This window comes from Leadbettera azotonutricia ZAS-9 (genome assembly GCF_000214355.1).
GTDB lineage: Bacteria > Spirochaetota > Spirochaetia > Treponematales > Breznakiellaceae > Leadbettera > Leadbettera azotonutricia.
In genome coordinates, this window is the sequence record NC_015577.1 from 2,202,675 (window position 1) to 2,223,711 (window position 21,037).

The 21,037-nt window shown below is 45.4% G+C and carries 23 protein-coding genes; 12 read left to right on the forward strand and 11 right to left on the reverse strand.

Features of this window, described 5'->3' with window-relative positions; all coding sequences use genetic code 11:
- The first annotated feature begins 7 nt into the window (after positions 1-7).
- From TREAZ_RS09655 to TREAZ_RS09665, 3 genes are all read left to right on the forward strand, one after another.
- Positions 8-1,171 (forward strand): class I SAM-dependent RNA methyltransferase, encoded by a 1,164-nt coding sequence (locus tag TREAZ_RS09655; RefSeq protein ID WP_015711656.1) that lies wholly within the window; start codon positions 8-10, stop codon positions 1,169-1,171.
- A complete protein-coding gene (locus TREAZ_RS09660) occupies positions 1,161-2,891 on the forward strand; it encodes an outer membrane protein assembly factor BamB family protein (RefSeq protein WP_015711657.1) in 1,731 nt (576 codons plus the stop codon). Before TREAZ_RS09655 ends, TREAZ_RS09660 begins: the two co-directional genes overlap by 11 nt.
- Positions 2,892-2,958: 67 nt before the next feature.
- Positions 2,959-4,578: a P83/100 family protein gene (locus TREAZ_RS09665; protein WP_043923029.1), complete on the forward strand. Its 1,620-nt coding sequence runs from the start codon at positions 2,959-2,961 to the stop codon at positions 4,576-4,578.
- 103 nt (positions 4,579-4,681) lie between these two features.
- Here TREAZ_RS09665 and TREAZ_RS09670 read toward each other — a convergent pair whose 3' ends face one another.
- Positions 4,682-5,095: an EamA family transporter gene (locus TREAZ_RS09670; protein ID WP_015711658.1), complete on the reverse strand. Its 414-nt coding sequence runs from the start codon at positions 5,093-5,095 to the stop codon at positions 4,682-4,684.
- Positions 5,096-5,614: 519 nt separating this feature from the next.
- Between TREAZ_RS09670 and TREAZ_RS18250 the strand changes: the two genes are divergently transcribed.
- The 5 genes from TREAZ_RS18250 (at position 5,615) to TREAZ_RS18765 (ending at position 9,427) form a co-directional block, all read left to right on the forward strand.
- The gene (locus TREAZ_RS18250; RefSeq protein ID WP_169312629.1) at positions 5,615-5,782 is read left to right on the forward strand and encodes a hypothetical protein; all 168 of its coding nucleotides are present in this window, start codon (positions 5,615-5,617) and stop codon (positions 5,780-5,782) included.
- A gap of 403 nt (positions 5,783-6,185) precedes the next feature.
- Positions 6,186-7,061, forward strand: a complete 876-nt coding sequence (locus TREAZ_RS09675; protein WP_015711661.1) for a hypothetical protein — start codon at positions 6,186-6,188, stop codon at positions 7,059-7,061.
- 36 nt (positions 7,062-7,097) lie between these two features.
- Positions 7,098-7,961 (forward strand): hypothetical protein, encoded by an 864-nt coding sequence (locus TREAZ_RS09680; RefSeq protein ID WP_015711662.1) that lies wholly within the window; start codon positions 7,098-7,100, stop codon positions 7,959-7,961.
- 36 nt (positions 7,962-7,997) lie between these two features.
- Complete coding sequence (locus TREAZ_RS09685) at positions 7,998-9,239, forward strand: IS256 family transposase (RefSeq protein WP_015709764.1); 1,242 nt, start codon at positions 7,998-8,000, stop codon at positions 9,237-9,239.
- Between the two features lie 8 nt (positions 9,240-9,247).
- Positions 9,248-9,427, forward strand: a complete 180-nt coding sequence (locus tag TREAZ_RS18765) for a DUF2779 domain-containing protein (protein WP_148257783.1) — start codon at positions 9,248-9,250, stop codon at positions 9,425-9,427.
- A gap of 121 nt (positions 9,428-9,548) precedes the next feature.
- Here TREAZ_RS18765 and TREAZ_RS09690 read toward each other — a convergent pair whose 3' ends face one another.
- Positions 9,549-10,580 (reverse strand): IS5 family transposase, encoded by a 1,032-nt coding sequence (locus TREAZ_RS09690; protein ID WP_015711663.1) that lies wholly within the window; start codon positions 10,578-10,580, stop codon positions 9,549-9,551.
- Between the two features lie 55 nt (positions 10,581-10,635).
- Here TREAZ_RS09690 and TREAZ_RS09695 point away from each other — a divergent pair, with 55 nt between their 5' ends.
- Positions 10,636-11,172, forward strand: coding sequence for a DUF2779 domain-containing protein (locus tag TREAZ_RS09695; RefSeq protein ID WP_015711664.1), 537 nt, complete (start codon positions 10,636-10,638; stop codon positions 11,170-11,172).
- 1 nt (position 11,173) lies between these two features.
- Here the strand turns inward: TREAZ_RS09695 and TREAZ_RS09700 are convergent, their stop codons facing one another.
- The 4 genes from TREAZ_RS09700 to TREAZ_RS09715 all read right to left on the reverse strand — a co-directional run bounded on the left by TREAZ_RS09700 (position 11,174) and on the right by TREAZ_RS09715 (position 14,306).
- On the reverse strand, positions 11,174-11,914 hold the full coding sequence (locus tag TREAZ_RS09700; protein WP_015711665.1) for a tetratricopeptide repeat protein: 741 nt from the start codon (positions 11,912-11,914) through the stop codon (positions 11,174-11,176).
- An 87-nt stretch (positions 11,915-12,001) separates the two neighbouring features.
- Positions 12,002-13,147, reverse strand: coding sequence for a hypothetical protein (locus tag TREAZ_RS09705; RefSeq protein ID WP_015711666.1), 1,146 nt, complete (start codon positions 13,145-13,147; stop codon positions 12,002-12,004).
- Between the two features lie 48 nt (positions 13,148-13,195).
- Positions 13,196-13,423: a hypothetical protein gene (locus TREAZ_RS09710; protein ID WP_015711667.1), complete on the reverse strand. Its 228-nt coding sequence runs from the start codon at positions 13,421-13,423 to the stop codon at positions 13,196-13,198.
- Between the two features lie 118 nt (positions 13,424-13,541).
- Entirely contained in the window at positions 13,542-14,306 is a 765-nt protein-coding gene (locus tag TREAZ_RS09715; protein WP_015711668.1) for a Swt1 family HEPN domain-containing protein, read from the reverse strand.
- Positions 14,307-14,733: 427 nt separating this feature from the next.
- On the opposite strand from TREAZ_RS09715, the gene TREAZ_RS18770 reads away from it, so the two are divergent.
- Positions 14,734-14,997 (forward strand): DUF4372 domain-containing protein, encoded by a 264-nt coding sequence (locus TREAZ_RS18770; protein ID WP_083820280.1) that lies wholly within the window; start codon positions 14,734-14,736, stop codon positions 14,995-14,997.
- On the opposite strand, the gene TREAZ_RS09720 is transcribed toward TREAZ_RS18770, so the two are convergent.
- The 3 genes from TREAZ_RS09720 to TREAZ_RS09730 all read right to left on the reverse strand — a co-directional run bounded on the left by TREAZ_RS09720 (position 14,998) and on the right by TREAZ_RS09730 (position 17,638).
- A complete protein-coding gene (locus TREAZ_RS09720) occupies positions 14,998-15,783 on the reverse strand; it encodes a class I SAM-dependent methyltransferase (RefSeq protein ID WP_083820281.1) in 786 nt (261 codons plus the stop codon).
- An 86-nt stretch (positions 15,784-15,869) separates the two neighbouring features.
- A complete protein-coding gene (locus tag TREAZ_RS09725; protein WP_015711673.1) occupies positions 15,870-16,463 on the reverse strand; it encodes an iron-sulfur cluster assembly scaffold protein in 594 nt (197 codons plus the stop codon).
- Positions 16,464-16,477: 14 nt separating this feature from the next.
- Positions 16,478-17,638: a cysteine desulfurase family protein gene (locus TREAZ_RS09730; protein WP_015711674.1), complete on the reverse strand. Its 1,161-nt coding sequence runs from the start codon at positions 17,636-17,638 to the stop codon at positions 16,478-16,480.
- Positions 17,639-17,739: 101 nt separating this feature from the next.
- Between TREAZ_RS09730 and TREAZ_RS09735 the strand changes: the two genes are divergently transcribed.
- Together TREAZ_RS09735 and TREAZ_RS09740 are read left to right on the forward strand one after the other, a co-directional pair.
- Positions 17,740-19,551, forward strand: coding sequence for a phosphatidylglycerol lysyltransferase (locus TREAZ_RS09735; RefSeq protein WP_043923030.1), 1,812 nt, complete (start codon positions 17,740-17,742; stop codon positions 19,549-19,551).
- 23 nt (positions 19,552-19,574) lie between these two features.
- Positions 19,575-19,976 carry a DUF3276 family protein gene (locus TREAZ_RS09740; RefSeq protein WP_015711676.1) on the forward strand — a complete coding sequence of 134 codons (402 nt, stop codon included), beginning with the start codon at positions 19,575-19,577 and terminating at the stop codon, positions 19,974-19,976.
- On the opposite strand, the gene TREAZ_RS09745 is transcribed toward TREAZ_RS09740, so the two are convergent.
- Both TREAZ_RS09745 and TREAZ_RS09750 read right to left on the reverse strand, forming a co-directional pair.
- A complete protein-coding gene (locus TREAZ_RS09745; protein WP_015711677.1) occupies positions 19,973-20,524 on the reverse strand; it encodes a hypothetical protein in 552 nt (183 codons plus the stop codon). The two genes, TREAZ_RS09740 and TREAZ_RS09745, sit on opposite strands and share 4 nt — an antisense overlap.
- 19 nt (positions 20,525-20,543) lie before the next feature.
- Positions 20,544-20,903 (reverse strand): hypothetical protein, encoded by a 360-nt coding sequence (locus tag TREAZ_RS09750; RefSeq protein WP_043923031.1) that lies wholly within the window; start codon positions 20,901-20,903, stop codon positions 20,544-20,546.
- Positions 20,904-21,037 lie beyond the last annotated feature (134 nt).

The window sequence follows — 21,037 nt, forward strand, 5'->3', positions numbered from 1 at the left end:
GATACATATGGCACGGGGTGAAGCAATAACAGCCAGGGTTGAAGCCATAGCTGCAGGGGGCGCAGGCTTTGCCCGCCATGAGGGGCGTAGTGTTTTTGCGGAACTGACAGCTCCGGGCGACTTGGCCCGGCTGCGGATCAGCGAGGAAAAGCGGGGCTGGATAAAGGCGGAGCTTGAGGAGATAATCGAGCCTTCGCCCCTGCGGGTCAATGCCCCCTGCCCTCTCTATGCCCGCTGCGGAGGCTGTTCCCTTCAGCACCTTGCGTACGATGCCCAGATCAAAGCCAAGGAAACCATATTGAAGGATAGCCTTGCCAGAATCGGGGGGATTGAGGCGCCAAAAATCCGCGTCGAGCCTTCGGCGCCTTTTGGCTACCGGAACCGGGTGCAGTTCCACTGCTTTCCCGAAGACAGGCGCAAGCTGGGCTTTATGCAAAGGAAGGGCATTGAGATACTTCCTTTAAAGGAATGTCCCGTGGCCGACATGGGCATTAACAACGCTCTGAAGGAAGGCCGCATTGTGCCGCCCCCGCAGAAGGATCGCTTTACGGTATACAGCCGGGGCGGAACTTTCCTTTCCGAAGGCGGCCAAAGCCGGGGCAAAGTGAGCCTTTTGGGAAAGGAGATCCTCATGGATGCGCAGGTCTTTTTCCAGAGCAATGCGGCAATGCTGGAAACCCTGCTTGAGGATTTACAGGCGATTGCGGAAAAGGCTGATCATGAACTCCCCATGGGGGATATGTATTGCGGGGTGGGGACTTTCGCAAATTTTTTGGGCGGGCCCTTCCCTTCCCTGGACCTGCTTGAAGAGAACAAGGCTGCCCTTGCATTGGCAAGGGAGAACGCAAGAGGACAGGAGTGCAGGTTCTACGCCATCTCCGATGACGCATGGGTCAAGTCCCGGCTTCATAAGGAGAATTGGGGCTTCATGGTGATAGACCCGCCAAGGCAGGGGCTTTCGGCCTTGATGCGCAGCTACCTTGCGGAAAAAGGGCCGCCCCTTTTGGCCTATGTGTCCTGCGATCCGGCCACCCTGGCCAGGGATTCAAAGGAGCTGGCCCGTGGGGGCTATGCACTAAAGGAGCTTTCATTGTACGACTTCTATCCCCAGACCGCCCACATCGAAAGCCTCTCGGTTTTCAGCCGCAACGGGGGAAGCGATGAGGGGTAAAAAGTCCCGCAGTTTTGCTGCTGCCCTGTTGGCGCTCATACTGCTAAGCAAAATCAGCGCCCAAAGCCTCCCGCCCGACCCGCCGCCCTTTGACGCTCCGCCCTGGTGGAGGCAAGCCCTGGGCGGCTCCGTGACAGGCCAGCCCGCTGCCCAGGCTGAATCGGTGATCATGACCCTGGACGGCGGCAACGTCAAAGCCTATAGCTACCAGGGACGCCCCCTTTGGAATTATTTTGCCCGGGGCAGGCTCATCCCCTATGTAACCCGTTCCCGGGAGGGCACGAGCTATATCTGCAGAACCAACGGAATTCTCATAGCCCTTAACCGCGCGGGCAGGGAGCTTTGGCAGATCAACCTGGGTGAAACCCTGGCAGCCCCGGTACTGGTCGGCTGGGATGGCAGGCTCTTTGTGTTCACCTCAAAACGCATAACCTGCTACACCGCTTCAGGATACACCCTCTGGAGCAGGAACCTTGAAAAACCCATAGCCCTTAGGCCCGTCAAAGATGAAACAGGCGGCTTTTTCCTCGTTCTCGACGGCGGCGAACTCCTCCGCCTGGACGCCTTTGGCAACACTGTTTCCGACAAGCTTGAGTCCGCGCCTGTCGGGGCTGTTACGCTCAAACTGAATAAAAGCAATGATGTTTCAATATTGTTCTTTTATGCTCAAGGCAATATGGAACTCCTCAACACCAATACCGGCGAGAGGGAAGCCCTCAAGGGCATACCCTACCCCTTCGCCCCGCTGGCTTCCGCAAGCCTGGGGGCGAACGCGGCCCTCCTCCTCAACGATGGCAAGCTGGCATTCCTCTCCATGGATCAGCGCAAGATACTCTGGACCAAGGATACCCACATAACGCCGGAGGAGCTTGCAAGCTCCCGCATCGAAGCGAATATCAGCATGGATGAAAGGGGAATTTATCTCCTCACCAAAACCGGGGCTGTGGGCTTTACCGACGACGGCCGCCGGCTCTGGCTCATACGCATAAAGGGATCCGCGGCCCTCCCCAGCTTTGGCGACGAAGGGGTGCTTTATTCCGGAGGAAGCGATTGGATACTCTACGCCTACAGGCTTGAAGAAAGAGTGAAGGCCCAGAAGCGGGTGCTTTACGGCCCTGCCCCCGAAGGCGATTACGGCGTTGGCAAGCCCCTGGCCCTCTTTATGGCGGACGATTATTTCCGCTACAGCGAAGAGGACATGGAGCCCAGGCTCCGCGAAATAAGCCAGGCCATACGGAATGGCCGGATTGGGGAACACGAAAGGGAATACGCCTCCTATCTGATGGACATAGCAGGCAGCGCCATCGGTACCCCACGCACAGGCGCGCGGCCTCCTGTGTTCGTCCGCCACAGGTCCGAGGCAGTGAGGCTATTGGCGTATTTCGGCTCCCGTGAAACCGTCCCCTTTTTAGCGGATCTCTTTACCCGGGAAAACGATCCCCTTGTCAAAGCCGCCGCGGCCGAAGCTCTTGGCAGGATCGGTGTCGATCCCGAGGGACTTGCCCTCCAGGCCTTTTCCAACGCAGTCTTTCCCCCGGCCCCGCTGAGGGATGAACATGCCCTGGCCGCCATTGCCGATGCCACAGGCGCCATTTGCCGCTTCTCGGGCCCGCCCCTGAGCGACGCAGGGGTCCGGGTGCTCACATCCCTGGCAAGCGTCGACAGGCCCTCCTCTGTACGCAGCCAGGCGGAAAGAGAGCTTAAAACCTTGCGGCGTTAGCCAAAAATAGATATACTTAAAAAAGATTAAAGGCAATCGATCGACAAAAGTTCAAGGAGCGAAAAGAATGAAAAAGTCCCTGCGTCCCATTTCTTCTTTATATATTCTCATTTTATTGGGGGTACTGGCAGCGCCCCTGGCGTTTGGCCAGGTAAACCGCGACGAATTGAGCGATCTTGGGCCAGTTGAATTCATCAACTATGAAGGCCCCTATTCCCGTATAGAGACCAGGGCCCAGATCAAGGCCATTGGCTATTCCCTGGGGGTCATGATACGCACAGGCCAGACAAGGGCAGGCGGCACAGGCCGCTACTTTGTGATCCATTCGGTCTCCCCTGCGGATGGCTTTAAGCTTGACGCCGATGTTTTCGGCCTCGGCGTGGATATCGGCGTTGACCATGTGCGTAACCTCCGCCTCATCATTCAGGGCTACCTAGAGGCTGCCTATAGCTACACAGAAAAAGATGCCGCCCTTCTGGCTGAATACATCACTATCTACAACGCCGTTTACCGGGGAGACCTGAAATATTTCAGTTCCCGCTATAAGGCTCCGGTAATGGACAACGTTACCCAGGATAAAGCCGGCCTTTCCATACGTTACGATGAATGGCCCGGCCGTACCCTCATGCTCATCCCGTTGGGCATGGGAAGCGCAGGCCCCTTAAGCAACATCGACACGACCCCCCTCACGGATTCCAAAGTCACCGAACAGCTCAGGCAGGAACCCGACAAGAGCCTGGATACCCGGAAGGATATGGTGGACCTCAAGGAACGCCAGTCCGATCAGGCGAGCCAGCAGGCTGCCATCCAGAAAGATGCCATTAAAGAGGAAGAGCAGAAGCAGGCCCAGCAGCAGCAAGAAGCCCGGCAGCAGCAGCAAGAAGCCCAGCAGAAGCAGCAGCAAGCCGCACAGGAAAAAGAGCAGGTAGCCCAGGAAAGGCAGAACCCCAATGCCGATCAGAAGGCCCTGGATCAGAAACAGCAGGAAGCTGAACAGAAAGAACAGGAAGCCCGGAGGCAGCAGCAGGAAGCTGAGCAGAAAGAGCAGGAAGCCCGGCAAAAGCAGCAGGAGCTGGAAAAGCAGAAACAGGAAGCTGACCAAACCCAGCAATACGCCGATCAAAAGGCCGACGAGGCCCAGCAGGACAGGCAGGGCATTGCACAGGATCAGCAGTCCCTTATCAACCAGCAGCCCGTCCCGCCCCCGGCAGAAGGAGTCCTGGGAGTCACCATCCTTACCCCCAATGCCTCCCTTGGCCGGATAGTAAAACTCAACCCCGACAACGGCCAGGAAGTACTCCGCTCGGGCCTCAACACTGCGAACGCCCGGAGCGTCACCCTTGCTGACGGCAAGATAATCGCCATAGCCGGCGAGAACCGGGGCAACGGCGCGATACGCCTCATCCAGATCAACGCGGACACCCTGGAAATGATCAAACAGGGCGACGACGACATCAGCCCCAACAGCTTGATATGGGCAAACGGCGCAGACCTCTACGCCATAACATCATCGGGCGGCAACCTCTACCTGGCCCGCTTCAATTCCGATTTGGCAAGGCAGGCCCGTTCCTCGGTAACCATTCACCCCTTTGCCTCAGTTATCATAAGCGGCTCAAGCCTCATCACCCAAAGGGCGGACGGCACAGCGCTGCTGCTGAACCCGAAGGATCTGTCGGAGAAGAGGTAAAGATTTAGAAGCAAGCGCATCGAAGCGCGGTTTCGCGGATCATAAAAAGGCACAGAGCGCAAAGAGAGAATTTTGATTCTTTCGATGCATTCTGTGCCTTTTTTTAAAATATCAAAATAAAAGTTCCAAGAGTAATAAATATTCCGCCTAGTATTGTTTTTAACGAAACGCTTTCCTTTAATATGATAAATGCCAGCGCCATTCCGATAACGAGGCTGAATTTATCAACAGGCATTACTTTTGACGCATCTCCTATCTGCAATGCCTTGTAATAACACAACCATGATAATCCGGTGGCGATTCCCGAAAGAATTAAAAACAACAAATTCCTATGCCCGATGTTTGCAATATCGTTCTGTTTTCCGGTTATAAACACAATACTCCACGAAAGAATCAAAACAACAATGGTTCTAATAGCGGTCGCCAAATTTGAATTGACATTTGCGATGCCAATTTTTGCAAAAATTGAAGTCAAAGCCGCAAAAAAAGCCGACAACAGGGCATATAATATCCACATATTATTTTATCTTACCACTATTTAATAAAATGTCCAGACCAGGCAGCGAGAAGAATTTAACCGCCAAGGACACGAAGGAAGAGGAAAAGATCAGGGGGCTATATCAAATAAGAAGTCATCTTCCGCACATCTTACAATTTAAAAATATATATTAACAAAAAGGCTCATTTTATAAATCCTTTACCGGCCTACCCAAAAGAATTGTAATACATAAAAGAACTCCATTTAGACATGATGAAATATCAGGTCTTGTTAAGAGTTTATCGGCATCAGGAATAACATAGACCTGCTCGAAATAAATTATGAAGAAGATTTAAAATGCTTTGAATATTCCCGAAATAATATTTCTATTGATAGATTCCCTGTAAAAAGAGGTTTATGCTTCCCGGTTAATAAAAAGACTATATATTTATATACACATGGTATCGCACCTTCTATTGTAACCGTCAAAATAACCGCTTCTGGACAAGAAGACAGGAACTGATAAACTTCCGCTAACAAGACAAACCGGAGGTCAAGATGAAGCGATACAGCGAAGACGAAAGGGCGATGTGGGTAGAGGATTGGAAAGAGAGCGGGATGAGCCCTGCAGCATATGCCAAGGCAAATGAGCTAAACTCCCAGTCATTGAGGAATTGGGCAAACGGGGAAACCGGAGGGCGGAGATTTAAAGTCAGCTCATATTGATACCGTTCCCCGGGGTGATCACCTTATCGGAGCCATAAACCGACCGATCCGTCGGTAAAGTTCTTGGGCTATGGTTGTGGTCCATTCTTTGCCTTCACTGTCCTTGATGGTGATTTGAAGGAATCTTGGAGCTTTGGGGTCTCTTTTGGCTGGTTCCGGCATGGGTGGCTTCCTTTTTGGTTGACCATCCCCTAAAATATTGATATAAGGTAGATTTTTTTCAATATGTAATTGACAAAAACATTTGATTTTGGTAGGATTCTCTTTGTATCTGCGGAAAGGCTAAGGATCCGGTTAAGGTTGCATCTGCTGGGAAGAAGCCTGTAGGGAAGAAATAGAGATGGGTGGCCATAGGTCTTCATTTTATATGGCCTCTTCTTAAACTTTATAAAGGGGTATTGTTTTGGGTAAAAGGACAAATCCTTCTGATGTTGCAAATGCCTTTATTCGTTGCTTATTAAGTGATATAAGCGAAATTTATGGCGGCTTTTCGGATGAAGATGAAGAAAAAACAAGAGAAAAGTTTACAAGAAAAAAAATTTTAAGATGCATTTATTCGGGAAAAGAGTTAAAAAATGGTAACTATTCTTGGGATCATTTAATACCGATTAATCAAACTAAATGCGGGCTTAATCTCTTTGGTAATGTTGTTCCAGTATTAGAAGAATATAATTCGGAAAAGGGGGGGACAACCTATATTGAATTTATTAAGAATCACGATATTTTTGACAATTTGAAACCTAAAGAGAAAGAAAAATTAATTAAGAAAATTGAAAAATTTCAAACTAAAAGCAATTATTCTGCTAAGGTTAAAGCTATTGGTGACCTGCAAGAAATTTGTGAAGAAGAATATGATAAAATTACAAACTTGTGTAAAAAAAATGCAATAAAATACAGTAAAATAATTTTAAAAAATAATAAAGGGTTATTAAGTGCATGCTCTACCAAAAAGCCAAAAGGAAATTATACGAAAGACGAATTGAAGATTATTAAAACTAAAATAAACAAATGGAGCAAAAAGCCTGATTATAATCATCATAAAATAATTGCATTATTTATTAAAAAGACTAAGGTTGATCCAAAGAATGGTTTTGATTTGAATAAATTTATTGATGCAATCGGAAAGTGTAACTATTCTCAAAATCCTCTAGCTGCTATCAGAAGTTTGATGACAAGTAAGGGGCATGCTTATGGTAAAATATTTATGGAAGAAAAGGGAAAAATTAAATTTGTTTCAGAAATAGATGAGCAAATAAGGAAATTACCTTGGAAATTGTAAATTATCTTTCTTTTATTCATCTAGCATCATAATATTATGAACCTTTCCAAATCCCGTTATTGCAGCGGCTTACAGTGTCCCAAAATTCTCTGGATGCAGAAGAATATACCCGATGAATATGATGATGGAGTGATGAACCAGGGGATACTTAATACGGGTAATGAGATTGGTGATTTAGCCATGGGTTATTTCTGTACATTTTCCGAAGTTCCCTATAATGCTGACAAATCTCTTATGATTGATGATACTAAAAAATTACTTGAACAAAAGACAAAAGTAATCACAGAAGCTTCCTTTTCCCATGATGGTAACTTCTGTAGCGTGGATATTCTCCGTTTAGTTGATGACTCATTCGAAATAATTGAGGTTAAAAGTTCCACAGGAATAAATCCCATTTATTATGACGATATGGCCTTTCAATACTATGTGCTTACCGGCTGTGGTCTCAAGGTCAAAAAAATATCCCTCATGCATATCAACAACCAATATATCAGGCAAGGCAACCTTGACCTAAATAAATTATTTACCGTTGAAGATTGCACCAATGAAGTTTTAGCAAAACAAAATGATATAGGAAATCAGATAACCTCTATCAAAAAAATCGCCGAACAAAAAGAAGAACCAGGTATAGATATAGGCCCTCATTGTAGTGACCCCTATGAGTGTGGTTTTAGTGGCTACTGTTGGAAACATATTCCTGAACAGAGTATATTTTCTATTGCACGTTTGGCCGGGAGAACTAAATTTAATTATTATCGTCAAGGAATAATCAGTTTTGATGATGTGCTAAATAATCAGATTTCTCTCTCGGATAAGCAGCAAAATCAAGTTGAATCAGAAGTCAAGGGCCTGCCTCCAACTGTCAATAAAAAAGAAGGGCCTGTCCTGAAGTTTGTGTAAATGGCCAAAATATGGTAGAAATACCAAGGAGACAAAATGGCCAGTACACGAAAACTGAAAGAGAAGGATCTGATCGACCAAATACTCGATCAGATAGACCTTAAAGGAATGACCCAGGAAGAAATCCTTGGACAGGAAGGATTATTAAAGCATCTGACAGGGAAGCTGCTAAGCCGTGTCATGAATGCTGAAATGGACGAGCATTTGGGGTATGAAAAGAATTCCAACGCCGGGGACAATTCGGGGGACAGCCGAAACGGGTACAGTGAAAAGACAGTCCTGACAGAGAATCAGAGTGCAGTGATACAGGTACCACGGGACCGCAATGGAACGTTCGAACCCAAGATACTGGCGAAACACCAAAGACGGCTCCCTATATTTAACGACCAGGTTATTTCGATGTATTCCTTTGGGATGACCGACCGGGATATTAAATCACACCTGGAAAAAATATATAACGTGGAAGTCTCCCCTGAATTGATAAGCCGTGTCACTGCAGCGGTGATGGAAGAAGTGAAGGAGTGGCAGAATCGGCAGCTGGAAAAATCTTATGCCATCGTGTATTTGGACGCCCTGAGGGTCAAGACCAAACAGGACGGGAAAAGCTGTACCAAGAGCGTCTATGTGGCTCTGGGAGTGAATTTCGAGGGTCAGAAGGAGGTATTGGGCCTTTGGATAGCGGAGAACGAAGGGGCTAAGTTCTGGATGGGCGTCCTGAACGAAATAAAGAACCGGGGAGTGGAAGACATACTCATCGCTTGCATGGACGGCCTTACCGGTTTCCCCGAAGCGGTTCGGGCAGTATTTCCCAAGACCCGTATCCAATTGTGCATTGTCCACATGGTGCGTAATTCCACCAAGTTTGTTTCCTGGAAAGACCTGAAAAAAATCTGTGCCGATCTTAAGGCCATATATTCGGCAGCCACCGAGGAAGCCGGCCGTGACGCACTGGAAGAATTCGGCAAGATATGGGATGCCAAGTACCCGATGATATACCAGTCCTGGGATACCCACTGGGATGACTTAAGCGAGTTCTTTAAATACCCGCCTGAAATCCGCAAGGCAATTTACACGACAAATGCAATTGAGTCATTAAATTACCAGCTGCGAAAAGTCACAAAAAACCGCTCGACATTTCCGAACGATGATGCTATATTTAAGATATTGTATTTGGCAATTAGGAATGCGTCAGAGAAATGGACAATGCCGGTACGGGATTGGGGGATGGCGCTCAACCAATTCGCTATTATTTTTGGCAATGAACGGGTTCCGTTCTAAATAATTCATTGCCATTTACACAAAAATTCGGACACGTCCAAAAAGAAATAAGATCATTTTTAAAAACCTTAACATTCCCCTTATACTTCCTGGACTTTGAAACTTTCATGCCGGCCATCCCTCCATTTGACGGTTGTTGGCCTTATATGGGAACCTCTAAAAACCACTTATTAAATATCCTGACATAGCTTATTAAATAATTTTTTTTGGAATTGATAAGAAAAAAACGAAAAATTGATATAATTGGGCTTATTTATTGCCTCATTCATTCGCTCTTGCCCACAATCGTGTGTCGTGGACAGACTCCCCTTATGCATATGCCCGCTTTCCCCTCATAAGAAATATATACCGCCAGAAATTATAGGTCAAATTCATAAGCGCTATGTTAGCGTGTGCCCGTGCCATCCCTATACTCCGGACCACTATCCCTCTCATCGTATTCGTCATCGTGGCAAATACATGCTCAACCCGCGCCCGTATTTTCGATTTCCGCGTGTTGTTCGCTTTTTGTGTCTTTGTTAACGGCCGGTTCCGGTATCCTTTCTCATGTATCCGATTTTTTGCCTTCCTGGGTATGCATTTCTGTATCTCTCCCCCAACATAGGCACTATCCGCATACAAAATGTTATCTTTCTCATCCACCAATTTTGATAATTCCTGACTGTCATGTACTGCTGCACTGGTCGTACTGAACTTCGTTATCAGTTTGCTTTCCGCGTCTATTTTTATATGGTCTTTATATCCGTAATGCCGTTCCTTGTTTTTGGTCGCCCACCGGGCATCAATGTCCTTTTGTGACTTTTTATGCTTTTTCTTTTTTCCTTCCCATTCTTCAGGCACCTTGCCTTCCTTTATCTTCTGGTTTTCCGCCTTGCTGTTCCGCTGCCGCGGCGCATCCACAAAGGTCGCGTCCACTATGCTTCCGCTGTAGCTTATTATTTCCTGCTCCTCAAGCTGCCTGACAAATCGGTAAAATATCGTATCCAATATGTTTGCCTTTACCAGTTCTTCCCGAAAATGCCATATCGTTTTCGCGTCGGGAACGGTATCGCACAGAGCCAATCCCAGAAACCGTTGAAAACTCAACCTGTCTTTTATTTGGTATTCGGCCTGATCGTCACTTACATTGTACAGTTTTTGCAATATCAGTATTTTAAACATCATTACGTAATCAAAGGGCGGTCTGCCTCCCGGCCCCTGCGCCTCTTTTTTCAACGTTTTATTTAATATCCCCCGAAAATTATCCCATTTAATGTATTTGTTTAATTTTTCCAGGGGATCGCCGAGCGCGCTTAATTCTTTAAGCCTATCATTTTCATCAAAAAATCCATGCTGTTTCATGAATTTATTTTATCACAGTTCAGCTTGTTTTTAAAGAGTTTTTAGAGATGCCCATATGCAAATCCCTTTTCAATATTCTCTGCATATACTCAAGAGTCCGGATACAGAGGCAGAACATCATGAATTTCTAGCCAAAGAGGGAACAGATCCACGCCGTCCCCTGGCAGAGGCCCTTTGTAAAGATATACCCCTAAAGGTCTGCACCCTGGCTTATAATAGCGGATTTGAGAAAAGGGTAATAAAAGACCTTGCTGATTTATTCCCTGATTTATCTAATCATCTCCTTGATATACAGAGCCATATTAAAGACCTTATGACCCCTTTCCAGTCTCATGCCTATTATCGACGGGAGTTTCAAGGATCCTATTCAATTAAAACAGTTTTACCAGGACTGTTCCCTGATGATCCTGAACTCGACTATCATAACCTTGAACTAATTCAAAATGGCAGTGAAGCCATGACTGCTTTTCCCGGGTTAGAAAAGAAACGTCCGGAAGAAATCACCGCAATCCGGCAATCCCTGCTTGCTTATTGCCGGCTTGATACTCTGGCAATGGTAAAGATATGGGGATATTTGAAAGAGTTAGTATAAGTTATTTTACTCCATCATTGTGTTTAAGCATATATGCTTTTGTATAATCAAGTATGGCTCTGTCCAGTTCTTCCTTCAATACAAAAGCATCTCCACGATTATTATAAACACCATCATTACAAGGATCAAAATCGATCATCCTGGTATAATCGGCTATAGCTTTATCATATTCTCCTATACTGAAATATACATGCCCCCGTTTTAGATAAGCTCTTACCAGATCGGGATCAAGATTGATTGCCTGGGTATAATCGTTTATTGCTTTTTCAAATACTCCGCATTGATAATACGAATCACCTCGACTGAGATACTTCATGCCATCCTTTGGATGAAGATTTATAGCCTGGGTACCTTCTGATATGGCTTGTGAAAATACTTCTTTAATAAACTCATCAATACCCCGATTATTATATATGTAATTTAAATTGATAGCCTGAATAAAATCTGATTTGGCAGAAGCATGATCTCCTTTTTTGTAATATGCCATTCCACGTTCTCTATATGCCCATAATCCGGTAGGATTATTTTTTATTGAAATGGTAAAGTCAGCAATGGCGGCATCATAATCTCCCTTCATATTGTATATCCGGGCTCGATTAAAATAACCCAGAATATCATTTGAATCAAGTTCGATCATTTTGGTAAAGTCTGCTATAGACTTTTCGTAATCAGCTATTGTCCTGTATGTAGGGCCACTTTCAAAAGAGGTTTCATCTATATCCGGAAAGTCGCAGTTGTCCATTTTATGTTCCTTATTAATAAGGAATCCTAAATAATATAATGAAAAATAAATATACTATTTTTACTAAAATTAAACCAAATCAATTCTTCATCCCGGTAATGGAGGTGATAATAGTATTTCAGAACGGACAAATAAATCTATATCCCATTTTTCATATGCCTTCCATGACAGATAAATAGGATTTTGTATTTTGTTTAGTTCATAAAAAACCCATAATAAATTACCTGGATATTTTATAAACTTATATGTTAAATATTGGGCATACCTTTCATGATAGAGACAATCATCATATTGTTTATTGTTTTTCCTATCACTAATAAATTCAAAGAAACTGGTATCAATTGGAAATATTCCCATTATCACAGCGAAATGCATTAATTCATGAATATAAACTACCTCCATTAATTCATGGGGATTAACAGAGATTTCTTTTGCAGTATCATAAATATTTTTCATAAATAGTGTTATTCTTGAAAATGGTTTAGTAATTGATGGCGAATAATTAAATCTTCCCAATGGTTCAGAAATTGTTATTTCATCTCCTATATTATGGATTGGGTCTTCTTTATGGTCAGTATAATCAAGTATTATATCAAAGTAACCAGACATGAATATCTTCTGCCGATTCATTGAAAATTTTAACATTTCAAGAATTCGAACAAAAATACTATCAAAATTAATATCTTTTATATCAGAATATTTCAATTGTAATCCTAGCTCAAAAAAACTAAAAAGAACATCCTTATCAAAATAATCTTGTTTCTTATCAATGTAATGTGGATGCCTGATAATTGATGTGACATATTTTTCATCCCATGTAAGATATTTAAAAAGAGTAGTAGTTTGTCGATCCCAATATTGTTTATATGTAAATATTTTTAATTTGAGAGAAATAAATGGTGTATAAATAGACAGAATATTAGGTATAGATTTTATTTTCTTACTTTTAACATTTTTCTCATAAAGGGGTATTCCTCCGGAAGCAGATTTAATAAGATCAAGAAAATCAGGATAAAATTTATAATCGTGTTCAAGATAATCAACTATTAATCTACCAATAAAATCTTCAAATTCTGACATGAGGTGATTTTTGCTAATATTATCAATAATTTGTTGAGCTGATACATTTGTCTCTGCAAGAACACTAAAGAATTGCGGATCATTTTTTATTGACTTTAACACTTCAAAATATTTTAATTCATCTTCTATAGTTTCGTTATTTTCCGTAGCCATTTCCTATCCCCTTTAAAGTATTTTTTTTTCTACCGTTAGCCAATCGGCTTAATCCAGCCTCATCAAAACCCCTGTCTGAAAGCCGGTCACCGAACCCCACCCATAAAACCCTGGCTTGTCATCCTTCTTCTTTTTCATCATCTGCTGTCTCTTCAGCCCGTCCCTTTTGGCTTTGGATTCTTCCAAAAAACCGGAATCAGCAGATTGGTCTTCAACATTTAATGCCTCTAAATTCTGGTCAATTTTAAAGGGTAACCTTTTGTTTTTATCAGCCATATACAAACTTTATCACGATATGTGCATCTCTCAAACCCAAAATGACCTTTTTTGAACGAATTTTTAAGAAAAATGATAAAAACTATACCTGTGTATAGTTAAATATCTCCAGATTCATTTACTTGGGTGAATATTTCCTGGTAATTTCTTCAGCTATATCCTCAAAGGATTTAAGACCGTGAGAATGTAATTCATCCCGAACCCTCTGGCCTCTGGCCGATTTTAAGGCTCCATTGAAAAAACTAAGTATTTCATCGGTGGTTTTCATATTCTTAATCCGTATTATGGTTCGAATGAGGCTTTCTTTTATACTAGGGTCAAGGACTTCTCCTTGTTCTATAGCCTTGGATAGCACCTTTTTTTCAATAAAATTAATCAATTCCTCCCTGTTTACATTCGATTCTGTATCAAAAACGGTAAAGGTATAATCCTGATTAGTTTTTTGAACCTCTTTTTCTAAAGCGGAGATTATTTTTTCACCTGCATTTATAAATTCTGCAAAATCCAGGATGGTGGTCAAATGCTTGGTATACTTATATGGAGACATATTTGTTTCTCGTGTGTGGGAAACAAAATTACGGATGTAATGCATATCGGTTATCACATAAACATATCTATCACAGCCGGGTATTGAATAGTTCTTTTTTATAAATCCCTTTATTGGCTGCCAGTTGTGGGAGAGGACATTTATCAAATCAAGGAAATCAAGATGTTTGTAATCCTTGTTGTACTTTTCTTCTATATAAGGAACGATGTATTTCTCCCACCATAAATCCGGAGAAAGGTGTTGAAGTATCTGACTTATGAATACATACAATGGGTCTTTGAGCATGAGAAGATACTGGTACAATTTCGTATACATAACAATTTCAGACTTTTTCAATAAACACCTTCACCTCAAGACCCAAATTGAAATGCCCCTTACTACTTTGCTTTCGGCTTCTGGCCCTTCTTCTTGAGAGCATCCTTGGAAGTGGTGATTTTCTTCGATGCGGCCTTAGCCTTGGGGACAGGCTTCTTGGCCGATTCAACCTTCACTGTTTCATCAATGACCCTAGATACACTGTGAATTTGGCTGCCATAATAATGACTCCTTAATAGAAAGACAATGGATAATTATAATGAGGATAAGAAGGCTATTCAAGGTCTTTTAAGACATTATAGTAAATTTTACACTGCTGTCCGATTTAAGTAACTAAAAAGCTTGTATTTTTCTCCTTATAATGATATATCGATATAACGATATAACGATTTTACCACAAATCCATATATTATAAGGAAATACACGCTATGATGAAGTATACACAGTACTGGCCAATTTGTTAAGATCCCTGAGCGGATTTGATTTTGAAAGTACTGTTTCAGGCTACAACGCTGACAGAGGGATATGCCTTAAGACCTACGATTTTTTCAAAGGCATGGCCTATGGCCAGCTCTCAGGATGTTTGAGCGTACGTGAAATAGAGAACTCAATGAAAGCCATTGGTAAAAGGCTCTATCATGCCGAATTACAGCAAATGAAGAGGTCAACTTTTTTGAGGCCAGTGAAATGCTGTATTGGGGCATGGCCTTGATTATTTTGTACATACGAATATCCCATCGTTTTTTGTTACCATCATTTCTTTATCGATTTCTTTTTTTAAATACTCTTTAAATTCATCAATATATTCTTCCGGCAATATTTTTGTATTGTTTTGAATTTCGTTAAATGACAGATAATAATTTATTATTGGCTCTATTTCATTTATTTTCAATGCGTTCTCGTGATTTATTAAAACCGCATTATTAAAAACTTTTTTTAACTGTTCCAATCCGTTATTCAAGGAAAATTTCAATTCGCTAAATTTAAAAAGATTCCCTTTTGTTTCAAGAAATTTATATAACAATTCATGCATTTCTTTTAGATCGTCAATTCCCATTATGGACGCTATGAATATGCCATTGGGTTTTAAAATGTCATATATATCGGAAATTGCTTTTTGTCTGTTTTCGATATGATACAGCATATTATTTGCCAATATGGCATCAAAACTGTTTTTAGTGTATTTTATATTTTCCGCATTGACAACATCATAATTGAAATTGCACTGTATCCGGGAAAGCGTCTTTTTTGTTGTTTCCAGCATTCCCCGGGAATAATCCGTAAGAGTTATTTCCCATGTCTTTGGTATACTGTTTCTATTGGTAAGCCAAAACAATCCTGTCCCGCAGCCTAATTCCAGAACCTTTAAATTTTCCCCTTTGGGAAAATGCTCAAATATCCATGCATTCTTTGGCTGTTTGTTCATTGAAAACGTTTTATGAAGATATATTCTTGCCTCATATTTTGAAGAAGATGAATATTGATTATCATTCAACATATTTGCCTTCTTCGAGCGGAACCGCAAAAGAAGTCGAAAAAGTAAAAATTCAATAACTATTCCTTATTCAAATACCGGGGTTCTCCCTACATCCCGTAAATATGCGCGAACTCGTGCATAAGTTCCATGGCTTTCTTTTCGCACTTGCCGCAGACAGTGCCGATCTTGGTGGCTTGCTGGAGCTGCTCCCAGGTGCGGGCGCCGTTGTGGAACGCGTTCTCGATGTCTTTGTCGGTGATGCTTAGGCACGTGCAGATGACGGTGGCAGCTTCCTTGAGCATGCCGGCGCGGCCTGTTTTGGCAAGGTAATCGTCGATGGCGGTGCGCAGGGCTTTATCGCCCAGGACTGAACAATGGATTTTGAATTCCGGGAGGCCCCCGAGGGCTTTTACGAGGTCCTCGGGCTTGATGTTGTAGGCGTCCTTTATGTCCATGCCCTTGATGGTTTCGCTCAGCATGGAGGTTGAAGCTATGGCGCTGGCGCAGCCGTAGGTCTTCCAGCGCACATCGACGATGATGTCATCTTTTATTTTGAGGAGCATCAGCATTTGATCTCCGCACTTGATGTTTCCGGTTTGGCCCCTGGCGTCGGCGGGGAATTCTTTTTCATCCACCATCAGAACATTGCGGGGGTTCATGAAGTGGTCTTTCACTGTATCTGAATAAAGCCAGTCTGACATTTTAAGCTCCTTATTTAGGTCAAGGTTGACATGGCGCGAAGCCGCGCTATGATTGGGGGGACTTCCTCAATGATGTAATCTATGTCTTCGTCGCTGGTTCCCCAGCCAAGGCTGAAACGTATGGAGCCGTGGGCAAGCTCGGCGTCCACGCCCAATGCCATAAGCACATGGGAAGGCTCAAGGCTCCCTGAGGCGCAGGCTGATCCTGTAGAGGCTTCTATCCCCTTGATGTCCATGGAAAGAAGTATAGCCTCCCCCTCGGCTCTGGGGAACGAAACGTTGAGGGTATTGGGAAGCACATCCTCGGGGTGGCCGTTGATTTTTATATTGGGCACCCTGGCCAAGAGGCCGTCCCGAAGCTTGTTGCGGAGGGCCCGGGTTTGCCTGGCGTACTTGTCCAGGTCGCGCCTGGCCAAGACAGCTGCTATGCCGAAGCCCAGGATGCCTATGTTATTGTAGGTCCCTGCCCTGAAGCCGTCTTCCTGGTGCCCTCCATGGATGAGGGGGAAGAGGGGCGCGCCTTTTTTCACATAGAGGGCGCCTATGCCCTTTGGGCCGTAGATCTTGTGGCAGGAAACGGTAAGGTAGTCCACGCCAAGATCCACGGCGTTTACCGGGATCTTGCCCACTGCCTGAACCACGTCGCTGTGCACCCAGGCGCCTTTTTCTTTTGCCAGGCGGCTTATCTCTTTTATATCCTGAATGGTGCCTATCTCGTTGTTTGCCATCATCACCGAGACGAGGAGGGTTTTATCGGACAGGGCAGCCTTGTAGGCGTCCATTTTGATTTTGCCGTAATCGTCCACAGGGAGAAAAGTCACCTTGAAGCCCAGCTTCTTAAGATAGGACGCCGAATTGAGCACGCAGGGGTGCTCGATGGCAGTGGTGATGAATTCGTTGCGGCCGCTGTCCCCGGCAATGGAACGCATGGTCTGGAACACGGTATTGTTGGATTCCGAACCGCCGGACGTAAAGATGATGCCTGCCGCAGGGGCTCCCAAAAGGGCGCCCACAGCTTGCCGGGCTTCTTCCACTCTGGCATGGGCAAGGCGGCCTGAGGCATGCATGCTCGACGCATTGCCGTAGATACCCAGATCCTCTATTATTGCGGCTTTCACCTCTTCCCTGAGAGGGGTGGTCGCATTATAATCAATATAAATCTTCCTTTCAGTCATACTCACCTCTTGAGCTATTATTTACTAATATACTAAGAATTGTAGGTTTTGGGAATAGCTTTATTGATTAAAAATAAAAAATCCGGCTATACTATGCGCCCATGGATATATCACATATGATCCTCTCCGCCTCGGGCTGGCGGGGCATTTTTTCCGAAACCCTGGACGAAGAAAGCCCTTCCGGGGCGATTTCCCCTTCCCACCGCGTCATTGCGGCGGGGGCGGCCAAGGTCTTTGCGGACTATATCGGGGATCTGGGCAGGAACGGGGATATTATCCTGGGGCGCGACACCAGACCCACAGGAGAAGCCCTGGCCCAGGCCCTGCTTCAGGCTTTGCTTGGGCTAGGCAAAACAGTGCGCTATTTGGGGGTTTCTGCAGCCCCCGAGATCATGGCCTATGCCAGGTCCCTTGGGGATGCGGCTTCAGGCTTCGTCTATATTTCCGCAAGCCACAACCCCATAGGCCACAACGGCTTCAAATTCGGCCTCGCCGATGGCGGGGTGCTTCCGGGATCCGAAGCTGCCGTACTGATAAAAAATTTCAGGGAACTCATGGCCTCTCCCGATTGCGCACGCCAAATGGAGGGCCTTCTCAATAACGCGGATCAGCAAAAGCTCGCGGCGGTTCCGGCGCTCCGGAATCAATACAAGGAAGAAGCCAAAAAAGCCTACCTCGATTTTACCGCTGAAGTGGTTTCAGGCTTTTCCGACAAGGCAAAGTCGGGCGAAGCCCTGGAGGCTATTGCCGCATGCTTGAAAGAGAGGCCCCTGGGTATTGCGGCGGACTTTAACGGATCGGCCCGCACAGTCTCTATAGACAGGGAATTTCTCCAGAGCATCGGCGTCCGTTTCGAGGCTATTAACGATAAACCCGGAGAAATAAGGCACCGCATAGTTCCTGAAGGCGAATCCCTTGAACCCTGCCGCAGCTTTCTTGATGAACTTCATGAAAAAGATCCTTCCTATACCATAGGCTATGTGCCCGATTGCGATGGCGACCGGGGGAATCTGGTCGTTTGGGACGAGGGCGAAAAAAAGGCCCGGGCCCTGGAAGCCCAGGAAGTGTTCGCCCTCGCCTGCATGGCCGAGCTTGCCTACCTGGCCTGGACAGGAGAACTCAAATACGACAACAAGGGCAATGCCATGACCAGGGCTGCCCTTGCGGTGAACGACCCTACTTCGCTGCGGGTGGATCGCATTGCCCTGGCCTTCGATATTCCCGTGTTCCGCGCCGAGGTCGGCGAGGCCAACGTGGTCGGCCTGGCACGGAAGCTCAGGGAGCAAGGTTACCTGGTGCGCATTTTGGGCGAAGGCTCCGCAGGGGGCAACATCACCCACCCCTCGGCTGTCCGGGACCCCATCGATACGGTTGCGGCGCTGCTCAAACTTTTGACCATACGGAGCATTGCGGACCGCAAGGGCCTCTACGAGCTTTGGTGCGATCTTTCGGATCAGGCCGAAACCTACCGCGAGGATTTTACCCTGGCGGATGTCATCGCCTCCCTCCCCGCCTTCCAGACCACAGGGGCATATTCAGAGGAAGCTGTGTTAAAAGTAAAGACTGCGGATCACGGCCTCCTTAAAGACCGCTACCAGGGCATATTCCTCAAAGAATGGGAAGAACACAAAGAACAGCTTAAAGCCCGTTACGGCATTGTAGATTGGGACGCTACCGCATACAATGGAACGGAAGAGCGGCGCGGCATAGCCCGTTTTGGCGAGGCCGGCAAGGGCGGACTCAAGGTAGCGTTCATCAATAAAGAAGGCCGCAAAACCGCCTGCATCTGGATGAGGGGTTCCGGCACAGAACCTGTTTTCCGGGTCATGGCGGACGCAGAAGGTTCGGACAAACGCCTGGAACGCTCCCTCATTGAATGGCAGCGCCGCATGGTGGAAGAAGCAGACAGATAAGCGCAGCTTAAAAGGGGCATAACATGGGCATACGGGGCGAAATTTTTTCTTCAACAGTATCATTGCCGAACAGGACGTATTTTTTCAATGTAAAAGAAAACCGCATGGGCGATCTTTACCTCAACATCGTGGAAAGCAAGAACAAGGACACAGGCGGCTTTGAACGCCAGTCAGTGATACTCTTCGCCGACGACCTCCAGGAATTCCTCACAGGCTTCGACGAATCCCTTAAGGTTCTGGAAAAAGCTGTCCGTGAACGGAAGAAAACCGCCCGCGCCGACGCCCGCCCGGAACGAGGAAAACAGAAAGACGAGAGGGAGCCTTCGGCAAAAGGCCGCTCAAAATCGCAGAACCCTGACGCCCGCAGTGAAAAACGGCCCCGGCGGGTGGTAGTCAAAAAAAACGACGGCGAGAAAAAACATTAAAACTTAAAGGTCAGCCCCGCATCAATCAAACTGAGGGAGTATCCTATTTCAGCCCAAATCCCGAAAACCGAACTAAAGAAATAACGGGCGCCGATATTCACTCCAATGAGGGGCCATCCGTATTTTCGGTTTTGCGCTATTCCGCTGCCTGCATAAATTATCCAGCCGGCGGTGGCTGCCGCATAGGTATCAAGGTTCCTTATGCCCCAGTTGAAATGATAACCGAAACGTCCGCCTAAATAGATTTTGCTATAGAACCATTCATCTTCATATCCATAACCGGAATAGCCTCCTGTGCCGCCAACAAAAAAGGGCATTCTTTTGTCCCCCAGGGCAAGGTTGTAATCAAGGCTTGCATGAATTGGCGGAATGTACAGATAACCCGGACCGGAATGTTCGGGAACATCCAAACCAGCGCCGAAATTCAGCATGAAATTCCCGGCTTCCATACCCTCAGGATAGTCCATCAGATCCGATGGTTCCCAGGAAAACACGCAGACCGCCGAAAGACAGGCGAGCATAATGAGACTTAAAAAATACCGCTTCATATACATCTGCTCCTGCTTTTTAGTTTGAACCGCCGCTGTTCTTTGCCAGGACAACAGCGCCGTTGGCAGTAAATTCATTACCATGCTCCACATTAATGCCCACATGGGCTATGGTTATATTCCGTATATCAAAATTCCCCTCATACATTTTATTGGCCTCCTTCATAAGTTCAATGTAGGCCTGCTGTTTATTGGCCCTTGAGATCCGCCCTGCCCCGAGATAGGTCATTGAATAAAAATTGCATTGCACCGAGCCGAGTATTGTCATGCTTTCTGCTTCCGCCTGGCTTACAGGTTTATACAAGGCTGTGGAAACGCAGGAAGAAAGCAAAACCGCCGTTATCAGTAACGCTATTAACCCAATCCGTGTTTTGGTCATTATAGGCCTCCCTTCATAACCATGTCAATATATGAACAACGTTCTATTATGAGCTATATTCATATTTGAACAATGTTCATTTTAATAATAAAGCAGACATTGCCTTATGTCAAGCGGTTTTTCCGATTTCTTGC